This window comes from Pedobacter sp. GW821-FHT01D05 (assembly GCF_059422505.1).
In genome coordinates this window covers 1,164,603-1,189,456 of the sequence record NZ_JBWKXA010000001.1, presented here as the reverse complement: position 1 = coordinate 1,189,456, position 24,854 = coordinate 1,164,603, and the positions used below count along the sequence as shown (strand labels likewise).

General features: G+C 38.3%; 25 protein-coding genes and 1 riboswitch. Of the genes, 22 read left to right on the top strand and 3 right to left on the bottom strand.

All coding sequences use genetic code 11. The features are described from left to right. The first annotated feature begins 93 nt into the window (after positions 1-93). The 14 genes from AC07VK_RS04855 (at position 94) to AC07VK_RS04790 (ending at position 15,017) form a co-directional block, all read left to right on the top strand. The gene (locus tag AC07VK_RS04855) at positions 94-2,130 is read left to right on the top strand and encodes a TonB-dependent receptor plug domain-containing protein (RefSeq protein WP_492958739.1); all 2,037 of its coding nucleotides are present in this window, start codon (positions 94-96) and stop codon (positions 2,128-2,130) included. Next, positions 2,127-3,260 carry a YncE family protein gene (locus AC07VK_RS04850; RefSeq protein WP_492958737.1) on the top strand — a complete coding sequence of 378 codons (1,134 nt, stop codon included), beginning with the start codon at positions 2,127-2,129 and terminating at the stop codon, positions 3,258-3,260. The genes AC07VK_RS04855 and AC07VK_RS04850 overlap by 4 nt, the downstream gene beginning before the upstream one ends. 9 nt (positions 3,261-3,269) lie before the next feature. After that, positions 3,270-4,385 carry a DUF5074 domain-containing protein gene (locus AC07VK_RS04845; protein ID WP_492958735.1) on the top strand — a complete coding sequence of 372 codons (1,116 nt, stop codon included), beginning with the start codon at positions 3,270-3,272 and terminating at the stop codon, positions 4,383-4,385. A 51-nt stretch (positions 4,386-4,436) separates the two neighbouring features. After that, positions 4,437-5,573 (top strand): PKD domain-containing protein, encoded by a 1,137-nt coding sequence (locus AC07VK_RS04840; RefSeq protein WP_492958733.1) that lies wholly within the window; start codon positions 4,437-4,439, stop codon positions 5,571-5,573. Between the two features lie 4 nt (positions 5,574-5,577). Further along, complete coding sequence (locus AC07VK_RS04835) at positions 5,578-6,513, top strand: PKD domain-containing protein (protein ID WP_492958731.1); 936 nt, start codon at positions 5,578-5,580, stop codon at positions 6,511-6,513. 6 nt (positions 6,514-6,519) lie between these two features. Continuing rightward, complete coding sequence (locus AC07VK_RS04830) at positions 6,520-7,623, top strand: DUF5074 domain-containing protein (RefSeq protein WP_492958729.1); 1,104 nt, start codon at positions 6,520-6,522, stop codon at positions 7,621-7,623. A gap of 273 nt (positions 7,624-7,896) precedes the next feature. Then, a riboswitch (cobalamin riboswitch) is annotated at positions 7,897-8,088 on the top strand. Positions 8,089-8,185: 97 nt separating this feature from the next. Further along, complete coding sequence (locus tag AC07VK_RS04825) at positions 8,186-10,051, top strand: TonB-dependent receptor plug domain-containing protein (RefSeq protein ID WP_492958727.1); 1,866 nt, start codon at positions 8,186-8,188, stop codon at positions 10,049-10,051. 39 nt (positions 10,052-10,090) lie between these two features. Then, a complete protein-coding gene (locus AC07VK_RS04820) occupies positions 10,091-10,678 on the top strand; it encodes a DUF6580 family putative transport protein (RefSeq protein ID WP_492953519.1) in 588 nt (195 codons plus the stop codon). Positions 10,679-10,906: 228 nt separating this feature from the next. Then, positions 10,907-11,836, top strand: coding sequence for an ABC transporter substrate-binding protein (locus AC07VK_RS04815; protein ID WP_492958725.1), 930 nt, complete (start codon positions 10,907-10,909; stop codon positions 11,834-11,836). Next, a complete protein-coding gene (locus tag AC07VK_RS04810) occupies positions 11,833-12,417 on the top strand; it encodes a hypothetical protein (protein WP_492958723.1) in 585 nt (194 codons plus the stop codon). Before AC07VK_RS04815 ends, AC07VK_RS04810 begins: the two co-directional genes overlap by 4 nt. Next, positions 12,418-13,104, top strand: a complete 687-nt coding sequence (locus tag AC07VK_RS04805; RefSeq protein WP_492958721.1) for an SIR2 family NAD-dependent protein deacylase — start codon at positions 12,418-12,420, stop codon at positions 13,102-13,104. Next, the gene (locus AC07VK_RS04800; protein ID WP_492958719.1) at positions 13,094-13,819 is read left to right on the top strand and encodes a Dph6-related ATP pyrophosphatase; all 726 of its coding nucleotides are present in this window, start codon (positions 13,094-13,096) and stop codon (positions 13,817-13,819) included. Before AC07VK_RS04805 ends, AC07VK_RS04800 begins: the two co-directional genes overlap by 11 nt. Before the next feature lie 131 nt (positions 13,820-13,950). Then, on the top strand, positions 13,951-14,445 hold the full coding sequence (locus AC07VK_RS04795) for a YMGG-like glycine zipper-containing protein (protein WP_492953515.1): 495 nt from the start codon (positions 13,951-13,953) through the stop codon (positions 14,443-14,445). A 236-nt stretch (positions 14,446-14,681) separates the two neighbouring features. Beyond that, positions 14,682-15,017 (top strand): Dabb family protein, encoded by a 336-nt coding sequence (locus AC07VK_RS04790; protein ID WP_492953514.1) that lies wholly within the window; start codon positions 14,682-14,684, stop codon positions 15,015-15,017. Between the two features lie 510 nt (positions 15,018-15,527). On the opposite strand, the gene AC07VK_RS04785 is transcribed toward AC07VK_RS04790, so the two are convergent. Beyond that, a complete protein-coding gene (locus tag AC07VK_RS04785; protein ID WP_492953513.1) occupies positions 15,528-15,779 on the bottom strand; it encodes a hypothetical protein in 252 nt (83 codons plus the stop codon). 17 nt (positions 15,780-15,796) lie between these two features. After that, positions 15,797-16,486: a DUF3291 domain-containing protein gene (locus tag AC07VK_RS04780; protein ID WP_492958717.1), complete on the bottom strand. Its 690-nt coding sequence runs from the start codon at positions 16,484-16,486 to the stop codon at positions 15,797-15,799. 129 nt (positions 16,487-16,615) lie between these two features. On the opposite strand from AC07VK_RS04780, the gene AC07VK_RS04775 reads away from it, so the two are divergent. The 8 genes from AC07VK_RS04775 (at position 16,616) to AC07VK_RS04740 (ending at position 22,907) form a co-directional block, all read left to right on the top strand. Further along, positions 16,616-17,095: a GAF domain-containing protein gene (locus tag AC07VK_RS04775; RefSeq protein ID WP_492953511.1), complete on the top strand. Its 480-nt coding sequence runs from the start codon at positions 16,616-16,618 to the stop codon at positions 17,093-17,095. A 13-nt stretch (positions 17,096-17,108) separates the two neighbouring features. Then, positions 17,109-17,714, top strand: a complete 606-nt coding sequence (locus AC07VK_RS04770) for a DNA-3-methyladenine glycosylase (RefSeq protein ID WP_492958715.1) — start codon at positions 17,109-17,111, stop codon at positions 17,712-17,714. Between the two features lie 54 nt (positions 17,715-17,768). Then, complete coding sequence (locus AC07VK_RS04765) at positions 17,769-18,257, top strand: pyridoxamine 5'-phosphate oxidase family protein (RefSeq protein WP_492958713.1); 489 nt, start codon at positions 17,769-17,771, stop codon at positions 18,255-18,257. A 63-nt stretch (positions 18,258-18,320) separates the two neighbouring features. Then, complete coding sequence (gene kynU / locus AC07VK_RS04760) at positions 18,321-19,610, top strand: kynureninase (protein WP_492958711.1); 1,290 nt, start codon at positions 18,321-18,323, stop codon at positions 19,608-19,610. 36 nt (positions 19,611-19,646) lie between these two features. Continuing rightward, on the top strand, positions 19,647-20,507 hold the full coding sequence (locus tag AC07VK_RS04755; RefSeq protein WP_492958709.1) for a bestrophin family protein: 861 nt from the start codon (positions 19,647-19,649) through the stop codon (positions 20,505-20,507). After that, positions 20,507-21,409 carry a histone deacetylase family protein gene (locus AC07VK_RS04750; protein ID WP_492958707.1) on the top strand — a complete coding sequence of 301 codons (903 nt, stop codon included), beginning with the start codon at positions 20,507-20,509 and terminating at the stop codon, positions 21,407-21,409. Before AC07VK_RS04755 ends, AC07VK_RS04750 begins: the two co-directional genes overlap by 1 nt. A gap of 41 nt (positions 21,410-21,450) precedes the next feature. Continuing rightward, positions 21,451-22,134: a pseudouridine synthase gene (locus tag AC07VK_RS04745; RefSeq protein WP_492958705.1), complete on the top strand. Its 684-nt coding sequence runs from the start codon at positions 21,451-21,453 to the stop codon at positions 22,132-22,134. 38 nt (positions 22,135-22,172) lie between these two features. Beyond that, positions 22,173-22,907 carry a hypothetical protein gene (locus AC07VK_RS04740; RefSeq protein ID WP_492953504.1) on the top strand — a complete coding sequence of 245 codons (735 nt, stop codon included), beginning with the start codon at positions 22,173-22,175 and terminating at the stop codon, positions 22,905-22,907. A 479-nt stretch (positions 22,908-23,386) separates the two neighbouring features. Here AC07VK_RS04740 and AC07VK_RS04735 read toward each other — a convergent pair whose 3' ends face one another. Next, positions 23,387-24,751 carry an MATE family efflux transporter gene (locus AC07VK_RS04735; RefSeq protein ID WP_492958703.1) on the bottom strand — a complete coding sequence of 455 codons (1,365 nt, stop codon included), beginning with the start codon at positions 24,749-24,751 and terminating at the stop codon, positions 23,387-23,389. Between the last annotated feature and the right edge of the window lie 103 nt (positions 24,752-24,854).

Below are 24,854 nucleotides of genomic sequence, written 5' to 3'. Positions count from 1 at the left end.
CTTTCGGGGATTGAAGCTAAGGGGTGATGTACTTACGTATTCGTATTTCATTTCTTTTCCATCTGTTGGCTGTGGGTTAAACTCACAATCAAAATGACAAGTAAACATTCTGCCTATGCGGGCAAAATGCAGTTTTTTCTATATTCTTCCATTTTATGGACAGGATTTCTATTGCCTTTAAATGCCAGGGCACAAACTGACAGCACCAAAAAAGCAACGCAACTGAAAGAAGTTCAGATTAGAGAATACCGCTTAACTGAACAAAGCAAATCGCCTACACCGGTACAAATCCTATCTGCCGAAGACCTTAAAAGAATCAATAGCTTATCTGTTGCCGATGTCATACGCTATCTTTCAGGTGTGCAGTTGAAAGATTACGGCGGAATAGGTGGGATGAAAACGGTGAATGTACGCAGTTTAGGTACCAATCACACCGCAGTTTTTCTGGATGGAATCCAGATTGGCAATGCACAGAACGGTCAAGTAGATTTAGGAAAATTCTCGCTGAACAATCTCGAAGAAATTTCTTTGTACAGTGGCCAAAAGCCCGAATTATTGGTTCCGGCAAAAAGTTATTCGGCTGCAAGCAGTATTTATCTCAAAACCAAAGATCCCGATTTCGAAAAAAAACAAAATCAAAAAATAGAACTGGCTTTAAAAAGCGGATCATTCGGTCTGATCAATCCTGCTCTCGTTTATCAATATAAGATTAATGAAAAGCTAAAGGCGAGTATCAATACCGAATATATACATGCCGATGGTAGATATAAATTCAGGTATACCAATGGTGTTTTCGATACCACTGCAGTAAGAAATAATGGGGATGTAGAGCGCTTTCGTCTACAGGCTGCATTGTTTGGTAAGTTTAGAAATGGGAAATGGCACGCACAGGCCTATTCATTTTTATCAGACAGGGGATTACCAGGTGCAATTGTAGCCAACAGGTTCGATTTTAAGCAAAGAATATGGGATCGCGATTTCTTTGTTCAGGGGAGCGCAGAGAAAAGTTTTTCTAACAAATTCACCATTATGGTAAACGGTAAATATGCTTATATATATCAACGTTACCTCGATCCCGATTATGTAACCACGACAGGTTTTTTAGATAACCGGTTTAAAGAGCAGGAGGCTTACTTATCGATTGCTGCCAAATACAAAATCAATTCGGTTTGGGAGGCCGCTTATGCATCTGATTATACCTTCCAGACTTTGGATGCCAATATTTACAGGTTTCCTTATCCAAATCGAAATACTTTTTTAAATGTTTTAAGCTCATCTATAGCCTTTGAGCAGCTTAATATCCACGCAAACCTGCTCAGCACAACCGTAGTCGATCGGGTAAAACTTTATTCCTCATCGGGTAAAAAGCAGGTTTTTAGTCCAACCGTTATGCTCTCATGGAAAGTGTTAAAGGATCGGGATATCAGAATCCGTGCATTTTATAAGGATATATTCAGGATGCCCACCTTTAACGATCTATACTATACTTTCATCGGCAATACCCTGTTAAATCCCGAGTACACTAAACAGTATGATTTTGGTGTAACCTATTTCAAAAGCTTCAAAAACCAGAAGATAAAGTTTATCGATATCCAATCGGATGTTTATTACAACCGCGTAAAAGATAAAATTGTAGCACAACCTGGTGCCAACCTATACCGTTGGATAATGTACAACATTGGTCTGGTTGATATACGTGGTTTAGAGCTTAATGCAAAAACAGCATTCGAACCACTTAATGATTTCATGCTCAACATAGGCATCAATTATACTTACCAGCAAGCTGTGGATGTGACTTCAAAACTTGAAGAAACTTATAAAGATCAAATTCCTTACATCCCTGAAAATAGTGGTTCTTTTTTAGCCCGCTTAGATTACCATAATTGGCATGCCAACTACGGCTTTATTTACACCGGATTCCGTTACAACCAAAAAGCAAACAACATTTACAATTACATGGAGCCATGGTATACCCACGACGCAGCAATTGGTTATGAGTTTAAATTAAAAAAAGGAAGTGTAAACATCAATGGCGAGGTAAATAACCTGCTTAACCAATACTATGATATTATTCCAAACTTCCCGATGCCGGGCAGAAACTACAGATTAACATTAACCTATAAATTATGAGGCATTTAAAGTTTCCGATATATATTTTGGCCTTTCTTATGGTGATTATCAGCGCTTGCAGAAAAGATCCGCAGCCTTTACCCTCCGAAATTACGAAGGTAGAGCCAGAGCCAACATCAGTCATTAAAGGTTTTTATCTGGTGAATGAAGGCAATATGAACATGAATAAAGCTTCGCTTGATTATATGGACCTCGTAAACGGTATTTACACCCGTAACCTGTACAATCAGGTTAATCCGGAAGTAACCAAAGGTTTGGGCGATGTGGGGAATGATATTGGCCGATATGGGAGCAAACTTTATGTGGTGGTTAACATATCGAACAAGGTTGAGGTACTGAATATTAAAACCGGTAAAAAAATCGGCCAGATCAATATCACCAACTGCCGTTACATCACATTCAGTAATGGAAAAGCGTATGTAAGTGCTTATTTAGGTAAAGTTGGCGATCCGAAGGCCCCCAATGGGATAGTGGCTGAAATTGATACTACAGCACTAAGGGTAAATCGTACTATTGAAGTAGGCAGGCAACCAGAAGAAATGGCCATTATGGGCACCAAACTTTATGTAGCCAATTCTGGAGGATATAGTCCACCAGATTACGAACACACCGTTTCGGTAATCGATCTTCCCAGTTTTACTGAAATTAAAAGGATTGAAGTTGCTATTAATCTCAGCCGTATAAAGGCCGACCGTTATGGCGATCTGTATGTCACTTCAAGAGGAGATTATTACACGATTCCCGCTAAGCTTTTTGTAATTGATACCCAAACCGATCAGATTAAAAAGGTATTCAATATTGCGGCCAGCAACCTCGTGATAGATGATGATTACGCCTACATCTACAGCACCGAATGGAATTACATCGAAGGCAAGAACAGGATTACTTACAACATGATCAATACGAAAGATGAAACCGTGATGGATCGCAAATTCATCAGTGATGGCACTGAAAAAGACATTAAAATTCCTTACGGAATTGCGGTTAACCCCATTAGTAAGGACGTTTACGTAACCGATGCCAAAGATTATGTTAGCCCAGGCAAATTACACTGTTATAGCCCCGAAGGGCGATTAAAATGGTCGGTTACTACCGGCGATATCCCCGCACACATTGCATTTACAAATTAAATATAAACCATGAGCAAATTTTACAAAAAACACATTTTAATTATCCTCGCCGCAACGGCCGTTTCTATTTCAGCCTGTAAAAAGGATAGAACAGAAATAGTGGAAAAAAAACAGATCATTACAGATACCAAAGGCATTTATATGCTCTGCGAAGGATTAATGGGTAACGGCAACAGTGCTATTTCTTACTATGATATTGCGACAAAAGCAACAGTAGCCGATTATTACAAACAGGTAAATGGTACATCGCTCGGCGAAACCGCAAACGATTTACAGCAATATGGCAGTAAGATGTACTGTGTTGTAGCAGGCATACAAGGCACCAAACAATCTTTTCTGGATATTATTGATATCAAAACCTGCAAATCGCTAAAAAGGATTTCATTCAATTCAGCAACTGATGGTTATATACCAAGGTTTGTTGCCTTTTATAAAAACAAAGCTTATGTATCGCGTTATGATGGTAAAGTGAGCCGTATCGATACCGCAACAATGGCAATTGATGGTGAAATAATGCTTTCAGAAGGACTTGAACAATTGGCAATAGCTAATGGGAAACTATATGTGTGCAATTCATCACACCCTTTTTACCAAAATGGAGCTAAAAACAAAGTATCGGTAATTGATCTCGCAACCTTTACTAAAACTAAAGACATTACCGTAAACAATAACCCGGTAAGAATACAAACTGCAGATAACGGTGATTTATTTGTGGTGTGCTGGAACGATTATATCATCAATAACGACCCCTCAGTCGATAGAATTAATAGTGTCAGCGATACCAAAACAGGTTCGTACAGTTATGATCTGGGCATAATTGCCATTAATGGTTCAACTGCTTATGTAGCTAAAGATATTTACTCCAACCCTGAAATTAAATCGTTTAATACCGTAACTGGTGCCATTGGTGCAAATTTAATTACAAGTGGTCAGAACATAAATATACCGTACGGATTAACTATAAATCCATTCAATAAAGAAGTGATCGTTGCAGATGCTAACAGTTATGGCAGCACCACAGGATCAGCATACTGTATTGGAACAGATGGAAAAGTAAAATTCAGTTTTGAGACTGGCGCATTGCCACAACATGCTGTATTCAATTACAATTATAAATACGAATAAAAAGCACATTAACAATTACACATAGAATAAACACGATTACAAAACACATAAATGAAAACAAGTTACCTCATATTAATGCTTGGTGTTGCTACACTGGCATATAGCTGTAAAAAAAATAATGAAGCCGTTCCTGATGTTAACCTCTTTATTAAAGGAGAAACGATGACCGGGCAAGTGAATACCAAAACTGCCTTTGCAGCTGGAACAAATAATGGAAAAGGCTTTACTCACCAATGGAAACTTGATGGCACAGTAGTAAGCAGTACCTATAACTACGACTTTACTCCATTAAAAGCTGGCACTTATGTAATTGAATATACTGCAAGTAACAGCGCAGGATCATTTTCGCATAAATACACGGTAAGTGTTCCGGTTCCTGTAGTAGAAATCACCCCAAACAGTACAAAATTTATCACTACTGTTTTTGAATATTTACCTGCACCTGGCCAGTTTATCAACGAAGGTTTAGGAAGCCTAGCAGGTGCACAAAAAATTATTGGCGATGTAAGTAAAACCAGTATGGTTACCCTTGGCGGTTTTGGGGGTTATGTGATTTTTGGATTCGATCACTCGGTAGTAAACAATACAGGTGCCGATCTCGCCATTTATGGTAATCCGATCGGTGGTACAACTCCTTTTGCTGAGCCAGGGATCGTAATGGTGAGTCAGGATGCGAATGGAAACGGTAAACCAGATGATGAATGGTATGAGCTCGCCGGCAGCGAATACAACAACCCACTTACGGTTAAAAACTACGAAATTACCTACATCAACCCGAAAGGTTTTGCCAATGTAAGCTGGACAGACAATCAAGGCGGCAGCGGAACCTACGATGTAAACAATTTTCACAAACACAATTTCTACCCTGAATTTGCCCCTAACCAGGAAAAATTAACATTAAAAGGCACCTTGCTTCCATCCACCTGGGGCAAAAACGGCAGCATTTTCATTAACAGTGCATTTGCATGGGGTTATACCGATAGTTGGTCGATAGCAGATGATTATGCCACTAAAAGATACAACAGTTTAGATCTTGATTGGGCCGTTGATCAAACCGGGAAGAAAATCGTATTGCAAACCATCGATTTCGTAAAAGTTTATACCGGGCAAAGAGAAAAAGGAAATACACTCCTTGGAGAAGTTTCAACCGAAGTTAAAGGCGCAGTAGATCTGGGCATTAATAAATAAGCTGATGAAAATAAAATCAATAGTAAGCTTAGCACTTTTATCTGCTGTACTTCTTTCCTGTAAGAAGGAAAATGCAGTTGATAAAGATGGGGAAGGAGATAAACCTACGGTTAACCAATCGCCATACCTCAATAAAATATATGAATTTAAGCAAGCTCCAGGGCAATTTACCAACGACCTTGTTAAAGCTGATATCCTAATTGGCAACGCAGGTAATGGCCTGGTTTCACTGGGAGGTTTTGGCGGTTATATTATATTCGGCTTCGATCACAGTATAACCAATGCAACTGGAGCAGACCTTGGTATTTACGGCAATCCGCTTATCGGTGTTGGCATGGAATTTTCAGAGCCAGGCATTGTATGTGTAATGCAAGATCTGAATAAAAACGGTTTGCCAGATGATGTTTGGTACGAACTAGCCGGAAGTGAATATAACGATCAGGCTACCATCAAGAATTACAAAATCACCTATTACAAACCATCGAAATTAACTGATGATATCCGCTGGACGGACAATCAGGGAAAAGAGGGCCTTGTACTAAAAAATCAATTTCACACGCAAGATTATTTCCCTTCATGGGCTACTACAAATGAAATTTCCTTTACCGGAACCTTGGTCAAAAATACACTCGCCCCAGGAGAAATCATTACCAATAAACCATTGGGCTTTGGTTACGCCGACAATGGATCGAGCGAATATGCAAGCCTACAGGAACAATTTGGCAGAGGATACAACACCTTCGATATCGATTGGGCTGTTGATGCCACAGGTAAAAAAGTAACCTTAAGCAGCATCGACTTTGTAAAGGTTTACACAGGCCAAAACAGTAACGGTAATCCCTTTAGTCCAGATAATGATAACGACCGTTCGCGCTACATCGGTGAGATTTCTACAGAATTCGGCGGAGCGGTAGATCTTAAACTTTTAAAAAATAAATAACACCCTATGAAACAATTCAACTTTAAGCCATTATTTGTAACTGCAGTTCTTTTAATAACAGGTCTTTATTCTTGTAAAAAAGACAATGTAGAAGATATACAGACCAATCCGGTAGCAGGGAAATATGAAAATGGTTTCTTCGTAATCGGCGAGGGATCTTACGGACAGAGCGCAGGTGCAGTAAGCTTTTACCGTTATGGCGATGATACCCTTTCGATCAGGGCATACGAAAAGGAAAACCCAGGAAAAATATTATCGAATACAGCCAAAACCAGCACCTTACAATTTGCGTCGATAATTAACGGTAGCATTTATTTGATGAGCAAAATAAACGGGCCCATTGTAAAAATAAACGAGCAAACTTTAAAAGAAGAGGCCAGATATATACAAGAAGCCAGCAACTGGAGAAGTATTATCCAGGTTGATGGGAGCAGAGGCTTGGTGAGTGCAAATGACGGCGTATATCAGATAGACTTAAATACACTTACCGTTCAAAATAAACTAACAACTGTTGGTGCTGTAAATACAGGCGATATGTTGAAAAAAGGAGATAACGTTTATTTGTTGCAGAGTAATGGAGCAAAAATCATCTCGTCGAGCAATTACTCATTGGTTAAAAGTTTCTCGAACATTAACCGTGGATTCGCACAAACACCAAATGGCAAAGTTTGGGCTTCAACAGGTAGCCGTTTAATCGCAATCGACAATAATTTAGATACTACAGGTATTGCCTTAACAATAGCTTTAGGATCTTTCGGTCTTGATGCGCCAACGCGTATTACCGCGTCAACCAAAGAAAATGCAGTTTTTTATCACGCTGGAAAATCAATTTATAAATATATTGATGGTGATAAAACATCGTTATCGCAACCATTTATCAATATTACCGAAGATCCTTTTATGGTATACGGTGCTGTCCGTTACGATCGGAATAAAGATTATATCGTAGTTAACGGAATCCAGGGTTATGGTGCAGCTTCTACTGTAAATTATCTTCTCATCTATAATGCATCAACTGGTGCTTTGGTTAAAAAAATCAAATACGGTGGTGATGGGGTAACAACAGATTTTAGTAAAATCTATTTCCCTGATTTAGCCATATTTCATTAAAATATCATTCAGTAATTACCTCTCAAAGTTAAAGGTCTGCCAGTGGTGCAGGCCTTTTTTTGTGGTTTCGCTAGCCTTAAAGCTAAACCTGTTGTAAAATTGATTAGGTATCAGGAAGTATTAGCTACACATTTACCTCGCATTTTGTTCGGGTATTATTGTCACAACCCTGTCTTAAGTCCGAACCAACCCCGAACCAACTCCGTTTTAACTATATGCCATTAAGATGCTAAACTGTTTCTAATTGGTCTCCTTTCTCTCCGCTCTTTTTACTACATTTGCGCTGCTTTTGGTTCCTGATGTAAAATTGGGATTAAAAGGGAATACAGTGTAAATCTGTAACTGTCCCGCAGCTGTAAGCTCTATAACGTTTTTCAATCCATAAGTCACTGTTCCGCTTATCCGGTACGGGAAGACAGAAAAACGGGAGTAAGTCAGAAGACCTGCCTTTAGCATTTAATTTCATAGCTTTCGGGGATTGAAGCTAGGATTGAGATACTTAACGTTTTTCGTATTTTCATTTCCTTTTCTATCTGTTGGCTGTGGGCAAAACCACAATCAAATGAACAAAAAAAGAATGCTAACTGTAGCCGGTCTAGGGCTAGCGCAGTTAATGATTAGCCAGGTGGCTAATGCTCAGACACAAGACAGTCTGCAGCTTAAAGATGTTGTAATTTCTGCAACTAAAAATGATCAGAAACAATCACAAACAGGTAAAGTGGTAACCATTATCAGCCGCGAAGTATTAGAACGCAGCAACGGCAAGTCATTACCTGATTTATTGAACGAGCAAGCTGGTATCGTTATCAGTGGGGGATATAGTAATCAGGGCAAGGACAAAAGTATATTTACAAGGGGCGCACTTGGTGGCTACACCCTGGTTCTTATTGATGGTATCGTACAGAACGATCCCGCAAGTATTAGCGGAACTTTCGATTTACGTCTATTCTCAATCGATCAGATTGATCATATCGAAATCCTAAAAGGTGGGCAGTCTACCATTTATGGATCTGATGCCGTTGCGGGAGTAATCAATATCATTACTAAAAAGGGTGGACCTAAAGGAAATACCATTTACGGAGTAGCCAGTGCCGGAAGCTTCGAAACTTACAAAGGAACGATCGGCTTAAATGGTGGCGTAGAAGGTTTTTCATACAACATCAATTATACCCATTTGAAAACCGACGGAATTTCTGAAGCCGCTGTACCACCAGGAAGTACAGCTATATTTGATAAAGATGGTTTTAAAACTGATGGTTTAAACGCAAATTTCGGGATCAAACTCGACAAAAATTTCTCAGTTAATCCGTTTTTACGTTATTTCTATGGCGATTATAAAATAGATCAAGATGGATTTACCGATGGTTTACCTGCCAATAATTCTATTTTAAAACAGTTTAGTGCAGGCTTTAACGCTGAATATAAATTCAATACCGGTAAAATAACGCTAAATTATAGCCACCAAAGCAACTCGAACGACGTAAAGTCTAGTTATGCAGGTTTTCCAAGTAATTTTTTAAACTTCGGAAAGCTTAATGTGGTTGATCTATTCTACAACCAGAAACTTGGAAATAAATTAGATTTATTGGTAGGTATCGACGATAGAAAAATGAAGTTGATTACCGACACCAAAAACCCAACAACCAATATCTTCGCCGCTTACGGATCATTGTTTTTACATGATTTAAGCATTTTTAACCTCGAAGTAGGCGGACGTTACAACAAACACGATCAATATGGCGAGAACTATACTTATTCGATTACCCCAAGCATTAACATCATTAAAGAAGTAAAATTATTTGGAACAGTATCTACAGCTTTCAAAGTCCCTACACTGAATATGTTGTTCGGTCAGTACGGCGCCAATCTGGATTTGAAACCTGAAAAATCTCAAAATTATGAAGCCGGTGTAAACTTAAACATTGCTGATGAAGCCTTTACTTTACGTGTTACAGGTTTCAAACGCGATTTAACTGACGCCATTGTTTATACCACAGGTTACATTAATCAGGGTAACCAAAAATATAAGGGTTTTGAGGTTGAGCCAGCTGCAAAATTTAGTGTTTTCAATATCAATGGTTACTATGCTTTTGTAGAAGGAAATACAGGAACAACCAATTTTTTAATCCGCAGACCAAAACACACCTTCGGCATTAATGCAGGTGCGCAGGCAACTGGCAATTTATATGCAAGTGTCAACTTCCGTTATTTTGGCAAACGTTTCGATACCAATTTTATATCTTATTTAAATGAAGAGATGCCATCATACTACTTGTTAAATGCATACGTAGAATATGCTTTGGCTAAAAAACGTGTGAAATTATTTTTTGATGCCAAAAATATCCTGAACAAAAAATACACTGAAATTATTGGCTACAATACACCTGGCTTCAACTTTAATACAGGCGTAAGTTTTAATATCCGCTAATAAAAATTTAACTTTGCTTAAATATTAACCAGAAATAGCATGTCTCATTTAAAATTTAATCCACGTACTTTAATTTTGTTGTTAATGATATTGGCAATAACGGCTTTACGTTTGCTGGTAACATTTAACTCAGATGAATTAAAGTTTGCCAATTTTTCATCAATAGGAGCGGTAGCTTTATTTGGAGGCGCATATTTTAAAGATCATCTTAAAGCATTTGCTTTTCCGCTGTTAAGTTTATTTTTAAGCGATTTAGTACTTTACACAACCATCTATAAACAGTATGTAGATATGTTTTTAGTTCAGGAACTTTGGACATACCTTGCAATTGCATTAATGGTTTTAGCCGGTCGTTTCTTATTAAAAAAGGTAAATATTGCCAGCTTATTCCTATCTACAATCGTAATTGTATTTATTCATTGGATAGTAAGTGATATCGGTTCATGGTATAAGAACCCACTGTATACACAAAACTTAAATGGTTTTATAGATTGTTTAATTAAAGCTATTCCATTCGAGATTAGATTTTTAGAAGGAACAATGATTTATGGTGCTTTGCTTTTTGGAGCTTTCGAAATTTTAAAAGCAAAATACCCGGTATTAAAACTGCAAACACAAGAGTTGTAGCAATATCCATTGTTTGGTATAATACCAATCAAGTGAAAACAACATAGAAATCCTCTTTTGATTCGATTCAAAAGAGGATTTTTTTTTAACTTAGGGCTTACGTCAGGCTGTCCCGAATGTTCGGGATCAGTATCTACTAAGATGATATGACTTTAAGGATATCTGACGTTAAAAATAGATCCTGATCCCGATGTAAAATCGGGACAGGATGACGCATAAAATATAGATATGAAAGTTGTTTCCTTTTTACCTGCTGCTACAAAAATGATTTACGATATGGGCCTGCAGGAATACTTGCATGGTGTAACATTCGAATGCCCTAAAGAGGCCACAGACCAGCCCAAAGTTGTACGTTGCATACTAGAAGGCAAAAACTATTCGAGTATCGAAATAGACCGGATCTTTTCGGCATCCAAAGCACAGGGCAAAAGTTTGTATTGGGTAGATGATGCACTGCTGGAAAGCATCGCACCTGATGTGGTTTTCACGCAGGATATATGCGAAGTTTGCAATATCGACACCGTTTGTACCGAAACAGCTGTAATGAAGCTTAGCAAACAGCCTACGCTGGTGCCTTTATCGCCCAATAACTTACAGGATGTTTTCGAATGTGCCATTACCATTGCCAGGGCTTTAGGAAAGGAAGAAGTGGCTTTAAATTATCTTGCAGGCCTGCAAAAGAAAACAGATCATATTTTAGACCAGCTTAGGGCAAACCGTGCACCACTAAAAAGGATTATGTTAATGGAGTGGATCGAACCGATCTACAACTGCGGACACTGGATTCCTTTTCAGATTGCAGCAGCCGGTGGCGTTGATATGTTGTCTAATCCTGCCGGCGACTCTATTGTAACCCAATGGGATAAAATCCTGAAATACAATCCAGAGGTTCTGGTTATTGCACCATGTGGTTTTGATATGAATAGAAGCATGGAAGAAATGGAGCTGTTAACGTCAAAACCAGGCTGGACCGATCTTGAGGCCGTAAAAAATAATCAGGTTTATATTGCAGATTTTGATATGTTCACTCAACCGAGCGTAGGTACCCTGGTTGAAGGTATAGAAGCTTTAGCCTGTATGTTCCACCCGGAGATTTTTAAAGCTGATGATAGGATAGCCAAAAAGTTTGTAAAACTCAATATCTCAATATTAGCATGAAGCATATCTTACTAACGCTCGCTTGTCTTTTCTTTTATTCATTCTGTATTGCACAAGAAAAAAAATATACTGATTCTGCAGTAGCAGAGTATATTAAAGCTTGTCAGTGTAAGTTTGGATATAAATATGACTGGAAGTTAAAATCTGTAAAAAAACACGAAGCATATTCGTGGGTAAAAAAAATAGTCTTTATTTCATTCAAAAATAGCGATTCGACAAAAGAGGTTTGTTATTTAAAAAATGAAAAGATTGACAATGATATCGTTACCGAACAACATTTGTTGACAGATGGGGAAACCGACTCACTTTTTAATATAATATATGGATATAACTATACTACTTATCCATCAAAGATTTTAGTATTTGAATGTAAGCGCCCAGAAAATGCAATTCTATATTTGGATAAAGATGATAAGGTTATATTTTCGATAAACATTTGTTTTTCTGGAACAGGGCATCAAATATGGACAAGTAAAAACTACAAGGGTACACATACAACAACATTTGGAGAAACTTGCTTTGGCAAATATGAACTCCTTGCTAAACTTTTCAGATCAGCAGGAATTAGAAATATAAAATAAATGAAATTAGTTGTTTTAACAGGAGCAGGGATCAGTGCCGAAAGTGGGTTAAAAACATTTAGGGATTCTGATGGCCTATGGGAAGGCTATAATGTTTATGATGTGGCCACCCCCGAGGCTTGGGAGAGAAATCCGGAATTGGTACAAGAATTTTATAATGAAAGAAGAAGACAGGTTTTAGCTGCAAAACCCAATCTGGCTCACCAGGTGCTTGCCGAGCTGGAAAAAGACTTCGACGTTGAAATTATTACCCAAAACATTGATGATTTGCACGAAAGGGCAGGCTCTACCAAAGTTACCCATCTTCATGGCGTAATTACCAAATCACAATCAGACAGAAAAGCAGATTTAACTTATCCCATCATCGGTTCAGAAATCAAAATGGGCGAGCTTTGCGAATTAGGTTCTCAACTTCGTCCACATGTAGTTTGGTTTGGCGAAGCTGTACCCATGATCGAGGTAGCTGCTAAACTTTGCAAACAGGCCGATTTGTTTGTACTAATCGGAACTTCATTGGCCGTTTATCCGGCAGCAGGCTTAATTGATTTTGTGCCTTCCTTTGTCGACAAATACATTATCGATCCAAAAACACCCGATGTAAAACGTTATAAAAATGTAATCAGCATTGAGAAAAATGCGGTAGAAGGCATTACAGAATTAAAAGAAATATTAGCCAATGCCAGATAAAAAGCTTTGCATTTTTAATTGGAGTGGTGGTAAAGACAGTACACTGGCCTTACACTATGCCCTACAAGATCCTACTATCGAAATCCGTTACCTGATTACTACAGTGACCGAAAAATACAACCGTGTTTCGATGCATGGCGTTAGAGAAGCTTTATTAATTAAACAAGCTGAAAGTATTGGTATTCCACTGTATCAGATCCGTTTGAGCGAAATGCCTGATATGGAAACCTACGACAGTACCATGAAGCATCATCTTTCAAAATTTAAAGAAGAGGGTATTACGCATTCTATTTTTGGTGATATCTTTTTAGAAGACTTACGTACTTATCGCGAAAAAAAATTAGCAGAAATTGGGCTTAAGGCTATTTTCCCACTTTGGAAAAAAGATACAAAACATTTAATTGAAGAATTCCTAAACCTGAACTATAAAACCATCATTGTTTGCACACAGCAAAATCTCGAAAATTTTTGTGGAAAAGTAATCAGCCTTGATTTAATCAGGCAACTTCCCGCAGATATCGATCCCTGTGGCGAAAATGGAGAGTTCCATACTTTTGCATTTGAAGGACCAATTTTCAAGAATACAATCACTTTCACCATCGGAGAGAAGGTATTCAGAACTTATAATGCTCCAAGTAAAACCACAACAGATGACGATTCACCTTGTTCATCCACAGCACTTTCCGGCTTCTGGTATATAGATTTATTGGAATAATTTTTCTTTTTAAAACATTTTGGCATCATTTTTTCTTTAGTATTGGTAATTAACTAAATCACACAACATATTGAAACCTGTTTAGCGAGGTTAGGTAGCTAAACAAGCGTCATATTAAAAAATTAAGAGTTATGAAAAAGATATTTGTAGTAATCGCATTAAGTACTTCAGTTTTATTTGCTTGTAATAATAAGGCAAAAGAAGAAGCAGCATTAAAACAACAACAGGCCGAAAAACAATTGGCTATTAAAGCCGTAAAAGATAGTTTAAGGTTAGATAGCTTTAAAAAAGCCGAAGTGGCCAAAGCAGAACAGGAAAAAGAAGCTAAACACCAGGCAGAATTAGCTGCAGCTAGAAGAGCAAGCTCATCTAGATCTTATGCAAGCTCAGGTGGTGGTTCTAGCAGTGCTTACGGTGGCACACAACCAACAGCTAAGAAAAAAGGTTGGAGCGATGCAGCTAAAGGCGCAGTCATCGGTGGTGCAGCAGGAGCAGTTGGTGGTGCTTTAATTGATAAGAAAAAAGGTAGAGGTGCTATCATCGGTGGATTGGTTGGAGCTGGTGGCGGTTATTTAATCGGTAGAGGTGAAGACAGAAAATCTGGCCGTGTGCAGCCTAAAAACTAAGAAAGGTTTTTAAAGATATATAAAGTCCCGATTTACATCGGGACTTTTTTTTGTTTTACCTGTCCCTGGTCGTCATGCTGACCTGTAGCGCAGTGGAAAGCTACGGAGTAAATTTATTTCAGCATCCTTCTAATCATTAAATACATTCAAGAAAAATTGTATATACCGTATAAAATTCGATTGTATTTTTTGTGCTTAATATAAAATGATCGATATATTTAACAAAAAAAAGAACCATGATAGAAACCCAAACCGCAGATAAAGGACAGATCCAACACTTCGTAATGTTCTGGTTAAAACCTCAGCTAACCAAAACCGAAATTGCAGATTTCGCTAACTTCTTTGAAAGTTTAAAACCTATAAAATATATTAAAACGTTAAGTTACGGTTTAGCAGCAGGTACACCTGTACGCCCTGTTACCGATAACTCTTTTACTTATTCGCTAACCATTACCTTTGCCAGCATTGCAGACCATAATGCTTACCAGGAAGATAAAGTACATTTAGATGCTGTAGAAAAATTCTCTAAAAACTGGTATAGAGTAGTGGTGCACGATACCATAATCTCTTAATAAGTTTTAGCCACAGAAACGCTGAGCATACGGAAGATTCTGCAACGCCTCATGCTGAACTTGTTTCAGGATCTTTTCACCTTGGCCATAGGTACGCACAGATGAATACTTATTTTCATTGATGCGCATTTTTTATTAAAGATTCATTTACGAAAGGATCAATCCCCACGATCCGTTATTTCGAGCGCAGCTGAGAAATCTATTTTAAGTTAAGTAACCTGGAAGAGGTTTGTTTCCATGAATTTATTTCAAGGTTACAAAACAATAGATATTTGTTCATTATAGGATGAAGAAAGTCCAAACCTCCCATTTATTTGGCAAAATAAGCTTATAAAATTATATTTTGTGATTATACATAAAAATCAATATACCAATTAGTTATATATATTAATTTAAACAAACACTATTCACTGGAGGTGCTTTTCTTTCTAAAAACAATCAAATATTCAAAATATTATTTCAAACAAACAAATAACTCACTAAAAATCAATTAGTTAAACCAAAAAACAACTAGTATTGATGCCTGTTATAGGCCGTTGTAAAATCAGAACGCATTAGCTTAAATCGCGCAACTACAGTTTGGATAAATTCTTCATCAATAATTTCAAACACATCGTTAACACCGCCTCCACTCAGATCAAGTTCTGCGAGTTTATAACTTTGCTCAAAGGTACCCTGCTCAAACTTTACGATAAACTTTTGGTTCATCGAAAAAATGGTGATCTTACATTCCGGATGCGGAAGTTCTGCTACTACTCTCATTTATTTTATATTTTTATTTACAATTCAACAGATACACCATTAAGCGTACCCCAGCTATCTATAATGGAGAAACGGGCAAACAACTCTTCCTTGTACCATTCGCGCTCCCTGGTAAGCTTAATCACATCCGAATGATCAAAAGATTTATAAGCATAGTTTTTCATACTGTCCGCATCAGCCCAGATCGAAAAGGTGGCCTGATCAAAAAATGGATTTTCGCCAATACCTGCCGACAAGACAAAGCCTGGGGCTGTACGCATGGCATCAGCTGCTCTTTTAATATTCCGTCTAAACTCTTTCAACTTGTTAAATTTAATTGCTGCCCTTGTAATTACAGCAATCTTACCGGTGTGGACATTACTCATTTTATTGGGCTTAAATGGCTCTACTGCTGACCATAAGCCATGGCTAGATAAAGGGTTTAATAAGATGGTAAAACTTTCTATCCCAAAGAAACCAAACCATTTCAGCACAAAAGAATGGCGATAAAAATTATCACAATCGTTCCGGTTATCCCAGGTAGTGAGCACAGCCCAATGCTTATAGTCAGGGGCTAAATCTACCCGGGCATCTTTTCCGCTCCCCATTAACTTCCAGAACCGGCAGCGCTTATTTAACCATAATGGTAATCGTAAAACAGCCATCCCTACAAATGCAAAAGGAATGGTAAGGCCACGGAATTTGGTAATGGTTAAGGCTACAATCATAAACTCACGATTAATGATGCCAAAACTAATGATTTTAAGAATAGGTTATCATTCAAATTTTCGTCATTAAATCCACAATTAGCCTACTTCTCACAAATCATAATTAACTTTGATTATAGAAAATAAAAAATGGCAGAAGACTTAACCATCACCAGAAATACATCAAAGGAAGAGCAATATCAATCGATTATTCCCCAGATAGACGCTTTACTTTATGGAGAAACAGATTTTATTGCAAACCTTGCAAATGTTGCAGCAGCACTTAAAGAACAGTTTAATTGGTTCTGGGTAGGTTTCTACCTGGTAAAACAAGACGAATTGGTATTAGGCCCATTTCAAGGTCCGGTAGCCTGTACGCGGATAAAAAAAGGAAAAGGCGTGTGTGGCGCATCCTGGCAACAGGCAGAAACCATTATCGTTCCCGATGTGGAAGAATTCCCCGGTCACATTGCCTGTGCATCTGCTTCTAAATCGGAAATTGTTTTACCGCTGATTGTTAATGGTGAAGTGATAGGCGTTTTGGATGTAGACAGCGAAGTGTTAAACAAATTTGATGAAACAGATAAAACTTATTTAGAGCAAGTTATATCAATTCTATTAAACAGATAGTTGAGGTAAGGTATTGAAACTAAAAAAAGAATATTACCGAAATGAAGACGTGATAAGCCTAGCTAAAGATCTGTTAGGCAAAATACTCTATACCAAAATTGATAACGAAATTACCGCAGGCATCATCGTCGAAACCGAAGCTTATTTTGGCATAAAAGACAAAGCTTCGCATGCTTACGGCGGCCGCAGAACCAACCGAACAGAAACCATGTATGGCAATGGAGGCATTGCCTACGTATATCTTTGTTATGGCATGCACAACCTCTTCAATATTGTAAGTTCTAAAGAAAACGATCCACATGCTGTTTTAATCAGGGGTATAGAACCTTTGGTTGGGATCGACATTATGGAGCAAAGAAGAAATATGCCACATACAAAAGGCGCTATTTCAGCTGGCCCCGGCTCTGCGGCAAAAGCACTGGGAATAGACAAAACTTTTAACGCCAAAAATCTAACCGGAGATGAAATCTGGATCGAAGACCATGCTATCCGCTATCAAGATGAAGATATTGCTGCTACACCACGTGTAGGCATTGCATATGCAAAAGAGCATGCTTTATTACCGTGGCGGTTCTTTGTAAAAGGCAACAAATACGTAAGTAAACCAAATAAGGTTTAATTAACGTAAACCTTTTAGCGTACTTCCTGTTTTTCATTATAAACAATTGAAAAGATGAAAAACGAGAAAAACATAGCCATCCTTAAGGAAATGGCAGAAAGCGTACGTACCTGTATGTTCACCACATTTTCCTCTGGAGACGAATTCGGAAGCAGACCGATGGGTACCGCAAAAATTGAAGATGACGGGAGTTTATGGTTTTACACCAATGAATACTCACCTAAATCAAAAGAAATTTCTAAAGAAAACAATGTCCTGTTAGCCTATAGCGATCCATCTAACAATACCTATCTTACCGTAAAAGGTAAGGCCGAACTGGTAGATGATAAAGTACGCAAAGAAGCTTATTTTTCTCCGTTTATCAAGGCATGGTTCCCGGATGGAATAGAAGACCCAAGATTAATCCTGATTAAAGTTACCCCAGAAGAGGCTGAATACTGGGATGCTTCAGCATCTAAAATAGTCATACTATTCAGTATGTTAAAAGCTGTAGTAACCGGTGATACACCCAATTTAGGTAAACATGATACCATAAAATTTTAATTTCATTGCACAAATTGAAAGCAGGCTTGGGAACAACACCTGCTTTTTTGTAATATTGAGGCAATGAATTTTGAAAACAACTTATTATACGCACAAACACAAGACGAAACTGATCAGCTTCGTGATTTCAGGTCTCAGTTCTTATTTCCAAACCACAACGGAAAAGATTTTATTTACCTGTGCGGCAATTCATTAGGGCTTCAACCTAAAGTTGCCAGCGAGGTTTTAAAAGGTCAGCTTAACAATTGGGCCAACTATGCAGTAGAGGGCTGGTTCGATGGAAACGAACCCTGGATGTTCTACCACAAGGCACTCAAAAAGTTAATGGCCCCGATTGTTGGCGCATTACCTTCGGAGGTATGTCCGATGAATACCTTGACCGTAAACCTCCATTTGTTAATGGTCAGCTTTTATCAGCCCAAAGGCAAACGCTTTAAAATCATTATGGAAGGCGGTGCATTCCCATCTGATCAATACGCAATAGAAAGCCAGGTAAGATTTCATGGTTTCGACCCAAAAGAAGCGATTATAGAGGTTTTCCCCAACGAGGGCGAAGAAATACTCCATACTGAAGACATCTTAGCAAAAATTAACGAAAATGCAGATGAAATCGCTTTGGTTTTATTTGGCGGAATAAATTATTACACCGGACAATGGTACGATATGGAAACCATTACAAAGGCTGGGCATGAAATCGGCGCAATTGTAGGCTGGGACCTGGCCCATGCCGCAGGTAATGTCCCTGTAAAGCTTCACGATTGGGATGTTGATTTTGCCTGCTGGTGCTCGTACAAATATCAAAATTCAGGCCCTGGGGGGATAAGCGGAATATTTGTTCACGAAAAACATTTCAGCAATATAGAATTGAACCGCTTTGCAGGATGGTGGGGTTACCAGGAAAGTAAACGTTTTAAAATGGAAAAAGGCTTTATTCCAGAAGCCGGGGCAGATGGCTGGCAGGTAAGCTGCACACAGGTAATGCCTATGGCTTTATACCATGCTTCGCTTCAGATTTTCGAACAAGCTGGGTTCATTGAACCATTAAGAAATAAAAGTATTACTTTAACTGCATATCTAGAATTTATTATAAATGAAGTAAATAAGGACTTAGGTGTGGAGCAATATAAAATCATTACACCTAAAATAGCTAAAGACAGAGGCGCGCAGTTATCTATCATTGCTCAGCGCAATGGCAAACAGATTTTTGATGGCTTAATGGCTAACCACGTACTTGGCGATTGGCGCGAACCTGATGTAATCCGTTTGAGTGCAGTCCCACTTTACAACACTTTCGAAGATGTTTATTTGGCCGGACAAGCACTTTTAAAAGTAAGTAAAGCCGTATTACAATAAAAAAAGACAAAGGCTTATCAAATAAAAAGCAAGCAGATGATCAATTATAACCCTAAAGATTGGAGTACCTTCATTTTTCACATCCACAAAAGTGATACCTTTAGAAAACTGTGGCCGTTAATGCTTGCAGTAGCTATTTTTTCGGGTTTTGTGGCGTTTGCAGAACTCAATTTTTTTCAACTTTCTAAAAGCAGCTATGTGACCAACATAGGCATGATGCACAGCTTATTGGGCTTTGTACTATCGATGCTACTGGTTTTCAGAACAAATACGGCATACGACAGGTGGTGGGAAGGAAGAAAGTTATTGGGATCCTTAACCAATGTGAGCCGGAACCTGGCCTTGAAAATAAAAGCGCTTAAATTAACAGAGGAAGATGTCCGTTTTTTCGAATACGGCATTCCTAAATATGCTTTTGCCTTAAAAGAACATTTACGCGAAAGAATGTATTTTGGTAAAAATAGTCTTTTAATAGAGGTTGAAGAAGGTAAACACGTGCCAAACCAGATTGCAGGAAGCTTAATTAACAGGTTATATGAATTACTCGAAAAAGGTGCTATTTCGCAGGAACAATTTATTGTGCTTTCAGGCGATTTTAATCAATTTACCGATATCTGTGGTGCTTGCGAGCGCATCAAAAACACACCAATTCCGTATTCTTACAGTGCTTTCATCAAGAAGTTTATCTTTATTTACGTAATTACTTTACCGATTGGATGGGTATTCAGCTTAGGTTATTTCGTAGTGCCGATTGTTCCCTTTATCCTCTATGTATTAGCGAGTTTGGAGCTGATAGCTGAAGAAATAGAGAACCCATTTGGAGAAGATGCGAACGATCTTCCTGTAGATCAGATCTGCACCAATATCGAAAAACACGTGGAGGAAATTTTAGGCTAATGATTAAGATTGCCTGGCATCCACTCTACGCACACCCTTTGCCCGAAGGACACCGTTTTCCGATGCTGAAATACGAGTTGATACCCGAGCAACTTTTACATGAAGGAACCATAACACAGCAGAATTTATTTAACCCGGAACCCGTTTTGGAAGATATTATACTCCTGACTCACGAAAAAACATATTGGGAACAGCTTAGAGATTTAACACTTTCTGCGAAAGACCAAAGGAGGATAGGTTTCCCTTTAAACGCACAGCTTTTAGAACGTGAGCTGAGAATTACCCAGGGCACAATCGATGCCGCCCATTTTGCAATGGGTAACGGAATTGCCTTTAATGTGGCAGGTGGTACCCATCACGCAGGCAGCAATTGGGGTGAAGGTTTTTGTCTATTAAACGATCAGGCTATTACAGCTAATTACCTGTTAAATAAAAAATTAGCTAAACGTATCTTAATTATCGATTTAGATGTACACCAGGGAAATGGCACGGCAGAAATTTTTCAAAATGAGCCAAGGGTGTTCACTTTTTCGATGCATGGTGATAAAAATTTTCCTTTCAGAAAAGAAATTTCTAGCCTGGATGTTCCATTAAATGATGGAGTGCAAGATGAAGAATATCTTTCAAGCTTAAATGTAAATTTGAAAAATGCATTCGAAAGGGCCAAACCTGATTTTGTATTTTATCTATCTGGAGTTGATGTACTTGCTACCGATAAACTGGGTAAACTGGCATTGAGCAAAGCCGCATGTAAAGAACGCGACAGAATAGTGCTGCAGGCCTGTAAAGATAAAAATATACCAGTGCAAGTGAGCATGGGTGGTGGCTACTCCGTGGATATCAGAGATATTGTAGATGCGCACTGCAACACCTACCGCATGGCTTTTGATTTATTTGGATAAGCCCACACACAAAACCATAATATCCTTATCTTCGCGGCCATATGTTGGAGATTATTTATCAGGACGAAAATCTAATTGCAATTAACAAACCCCATGGGTTATTGGTTCATCAATCTTCCATTGCAAGAGATGCCACGGAGTTCGCACTTCAGTTACTCAGAGATCAGGTAGGCAAGCATGTTAGTCCGGTGCATAGGCTAGACAGGAAGACAAGCGGAATCTTATTATTTGCTTTCGACAAATCATCTGAAATTGCTATGCATCAGCAATTTATGAACGCAGAAACCGACAAAAAATACCTGGCTATTCTGCGTGGTTTTACACCCGATGCGATGGATATCGACTATCCGTTAGCGAAAGAAAACGGAACCATGCAAGATGCTTTCACCTCGTTTAGCACACTTCAAAGAGCAGAGGTGGCCGTAGCTTTCGGTAAACACCCAACCTCACGGTATTCATTGGTAGAGGCCACACCTAAAACCGGGAGGATGCATCAATTGAGAAGACACTTTAGCCATATCCTACATCCAATTATTGGTGATAGGACACATGGTTGCAACAAACAGAACAAATTCTTTAAAACACAATGGGATATGACAACCATGTTGCTTCATGCCTCGGAGTTAGCATTCACTCATCCCATCACAAAAGAAAAAATCCATTTAAAAGCCGGTTTACACGATGAATTTAAAAGAGTGATGGATTTCATGAAAATGGAACCCTAGCACAATTTTTGCCATCAAAATCTGTTTATATAACATCTATGATTAAATACTTACGATTTACACTTCCAGTTTTAGCGCTTTTTGCAGCCAGTTGTTCTTCTGTTTATATGCCAAACGTACCAAATACCCCTATGTTAAGTAAACAGGGTGAATTTAGCGGCGGTGCACACATCTCTTTAAAAGGCAATGCAAGTGTTAATGGCGCTTATGCCGTTTCTGATCATATTGGTGTGCTTTTTAGCGGTTCCAGAATGAATAGTGAGAGAAAAAGCAAAGATTTCGGGCATAAACTTATTGAAATTGGTGGAGGGTACTTTGATACTTTTGGTCCGGATAACAACCGGATTATTGAAGTTTATGCGGGCGTAGGGAAGGGCTGGAGTGATATTACCTTCCGCGATTATAAAAACGATATCCTCATCAGCAGCGAACTGCAGGAAGTAGATTACCGGAAAACATTCTTACAGGTTAATTACAGTTCGAAAAAGAAAAACAACCTGCGGTTATTTGGAACCGATTTCCCAATTAATTATGGCACAGCATTGAGGATTAGCCATATTAAGATGGATAGGTTCTTTTTAAACGGTGTTGTGCAGCCGAAAGAAGATAATATTTTCTTTGAACCGGTTTTCTTTACGCGTATGGCACTCAGCAAAACTTTTCAGCTACAATATACCACCAGCAGTAATATTGGCTTAAAGAACCGTAAATATATGTCTGCAGGCAATTCTATCTTCACCATTGGTGTTGTGGTTAATGTTGGGGGTAAATAAAGAATATTTCGTCAATGCGAATGCAATGAAGAGAATATAAGTAAAGGTCCTTCGACAGGCTCAGGATGACACCACAAATAATTAATTTTAGCTAGGTAATTCAATCCACCAATTCAAAAAAGATTTGTCAGTCTGAGCCTGTCGAAGACCACTAACTAAGATTCTTCGCTTTGCTCAGAATGACAATAACCTACCAAAGCCTTCGTTTTATTCTGAAAACGCCTAGGTAATAGAATAGGATCCGTTAACTTTTCTCCTATTTGTAGTTTTTTCTATCAATAACAGGTATCATTTGCACAAACCTTTCATTATAAACCCGATAGCAGTGGATGCCGATTCTTCATCGGCTGGAACGAATAGCGGGACTACTGCATCCCATGAAACACTGGCGTTCATCTCCAAAACCTGATGGCGCTGAAAAAGTAATTCATTTTGATTTTCGCAAAATAAATTAACCACTAGCAAAGCAGCCATTAAAATTATAACGCACCTACCTTCAGCGCCTTCGTTTTATTCTGAAAACGCATAAACAATAGGATAGAAGCCGTTAATAAACCCAGGGTTAGCCCGTACCAGATGCCATTAACGCCTAAGTTAAAATGAAATCCTAGTACATAACCAATTGGAATACCAACTACCCAATAGGCCAAAAAGGTAATAAAGGTGGGTATATTAACATCGCCAACACCACGTAAAACGCCTAAGCCAACCACTTGTGTACCATCAAAAAGCTGAAAAAAGCCAGCAATAATCAATAATTGTGCAGCAATGGGAATAACAGCGGCATCTTCCGTATAAATGAAAGGCATGATGTTATTGGCCAAAACAAAAATCACTGCGGTCACAGACATAAATAACAAAATAACATGGTAGCTGGCTATGGCAGATTTACGCAAATCGTCGAAATTTTTCTTACCAAAGTTATTTCCCGTTTTAATGGTAGCCGCCGAAGCTACACCACTGGCAATCATATAAGTCATGGCAGCTAAACTGATCGCGATTTGATGCGCAGCTTGCTCTACAGCTCCGATTGTACCAATAAGCACTGCAGCACCACTAAAAGCACTTATTTCGAACGAATATTGCATGGCAACAGGCATCCCAATTTTAGCAATTTTAATCGCCCTTATTTTATCAAAAAACGTTGCTTTAAAACTGATCAGGTATTTTTTGAAATGCTGAGAACGCAAAACATAAAAACACATTACGGTGGCCATTAAAATCCTGTCTATTAATGTGCTTAACCCCACACCGCTAACACCCATCGATTTAATACCGAATATACCTTTCACGAAAATGATTCCTAAAATGATGTTGATGGCATTTCCCCAAACAGAAACAAACATGGCCTGTTTAGTAAATCCTAGACCTTCAGCAAACTGTTTAAAAGTCTGGAAAATCAATAAAGGTATAATTGAAACAGATAAAAGATTCAGATAAGGTTTTGCGTAACGCACTACTTCGGGTGTTTGTTCGAGGTTATCGATCACAAAAAATATCCCCAATTGAACCAGTACATATAAAAATATACCCACACAGATATTAATCATTAAACTGTTTGATAAAAGCTTTCCGCATTCATCATAATTCTGACGACCATTTTCCTGTGCAATAAGTGGCGTTAAACCATAGGAGATACCTAAGCCTATTACGAGGATAAGCATAAATATGCTGTTCACTAACGAAACGGCAGCTAATTGAATGGTATCAGTAAAATGACCTACAATAATACTGTCGGCCATGTGTACCAAAGTATGACCAACCTGAGAACCTACAATAGGCAGTGCCAGATGAAGATTTTCTTTGTAATAGGGCTTATATTTGGTGTAAATTTTAGAAAACATAGGGCTACAAAGGTCGCATTTTTAAAGCTCAAAAAGTAGAGATGTAGAAAAGTTAATGTTTGGTTTTACAAAGGCGATCGTTATATCTGACCTGTAACGAAGT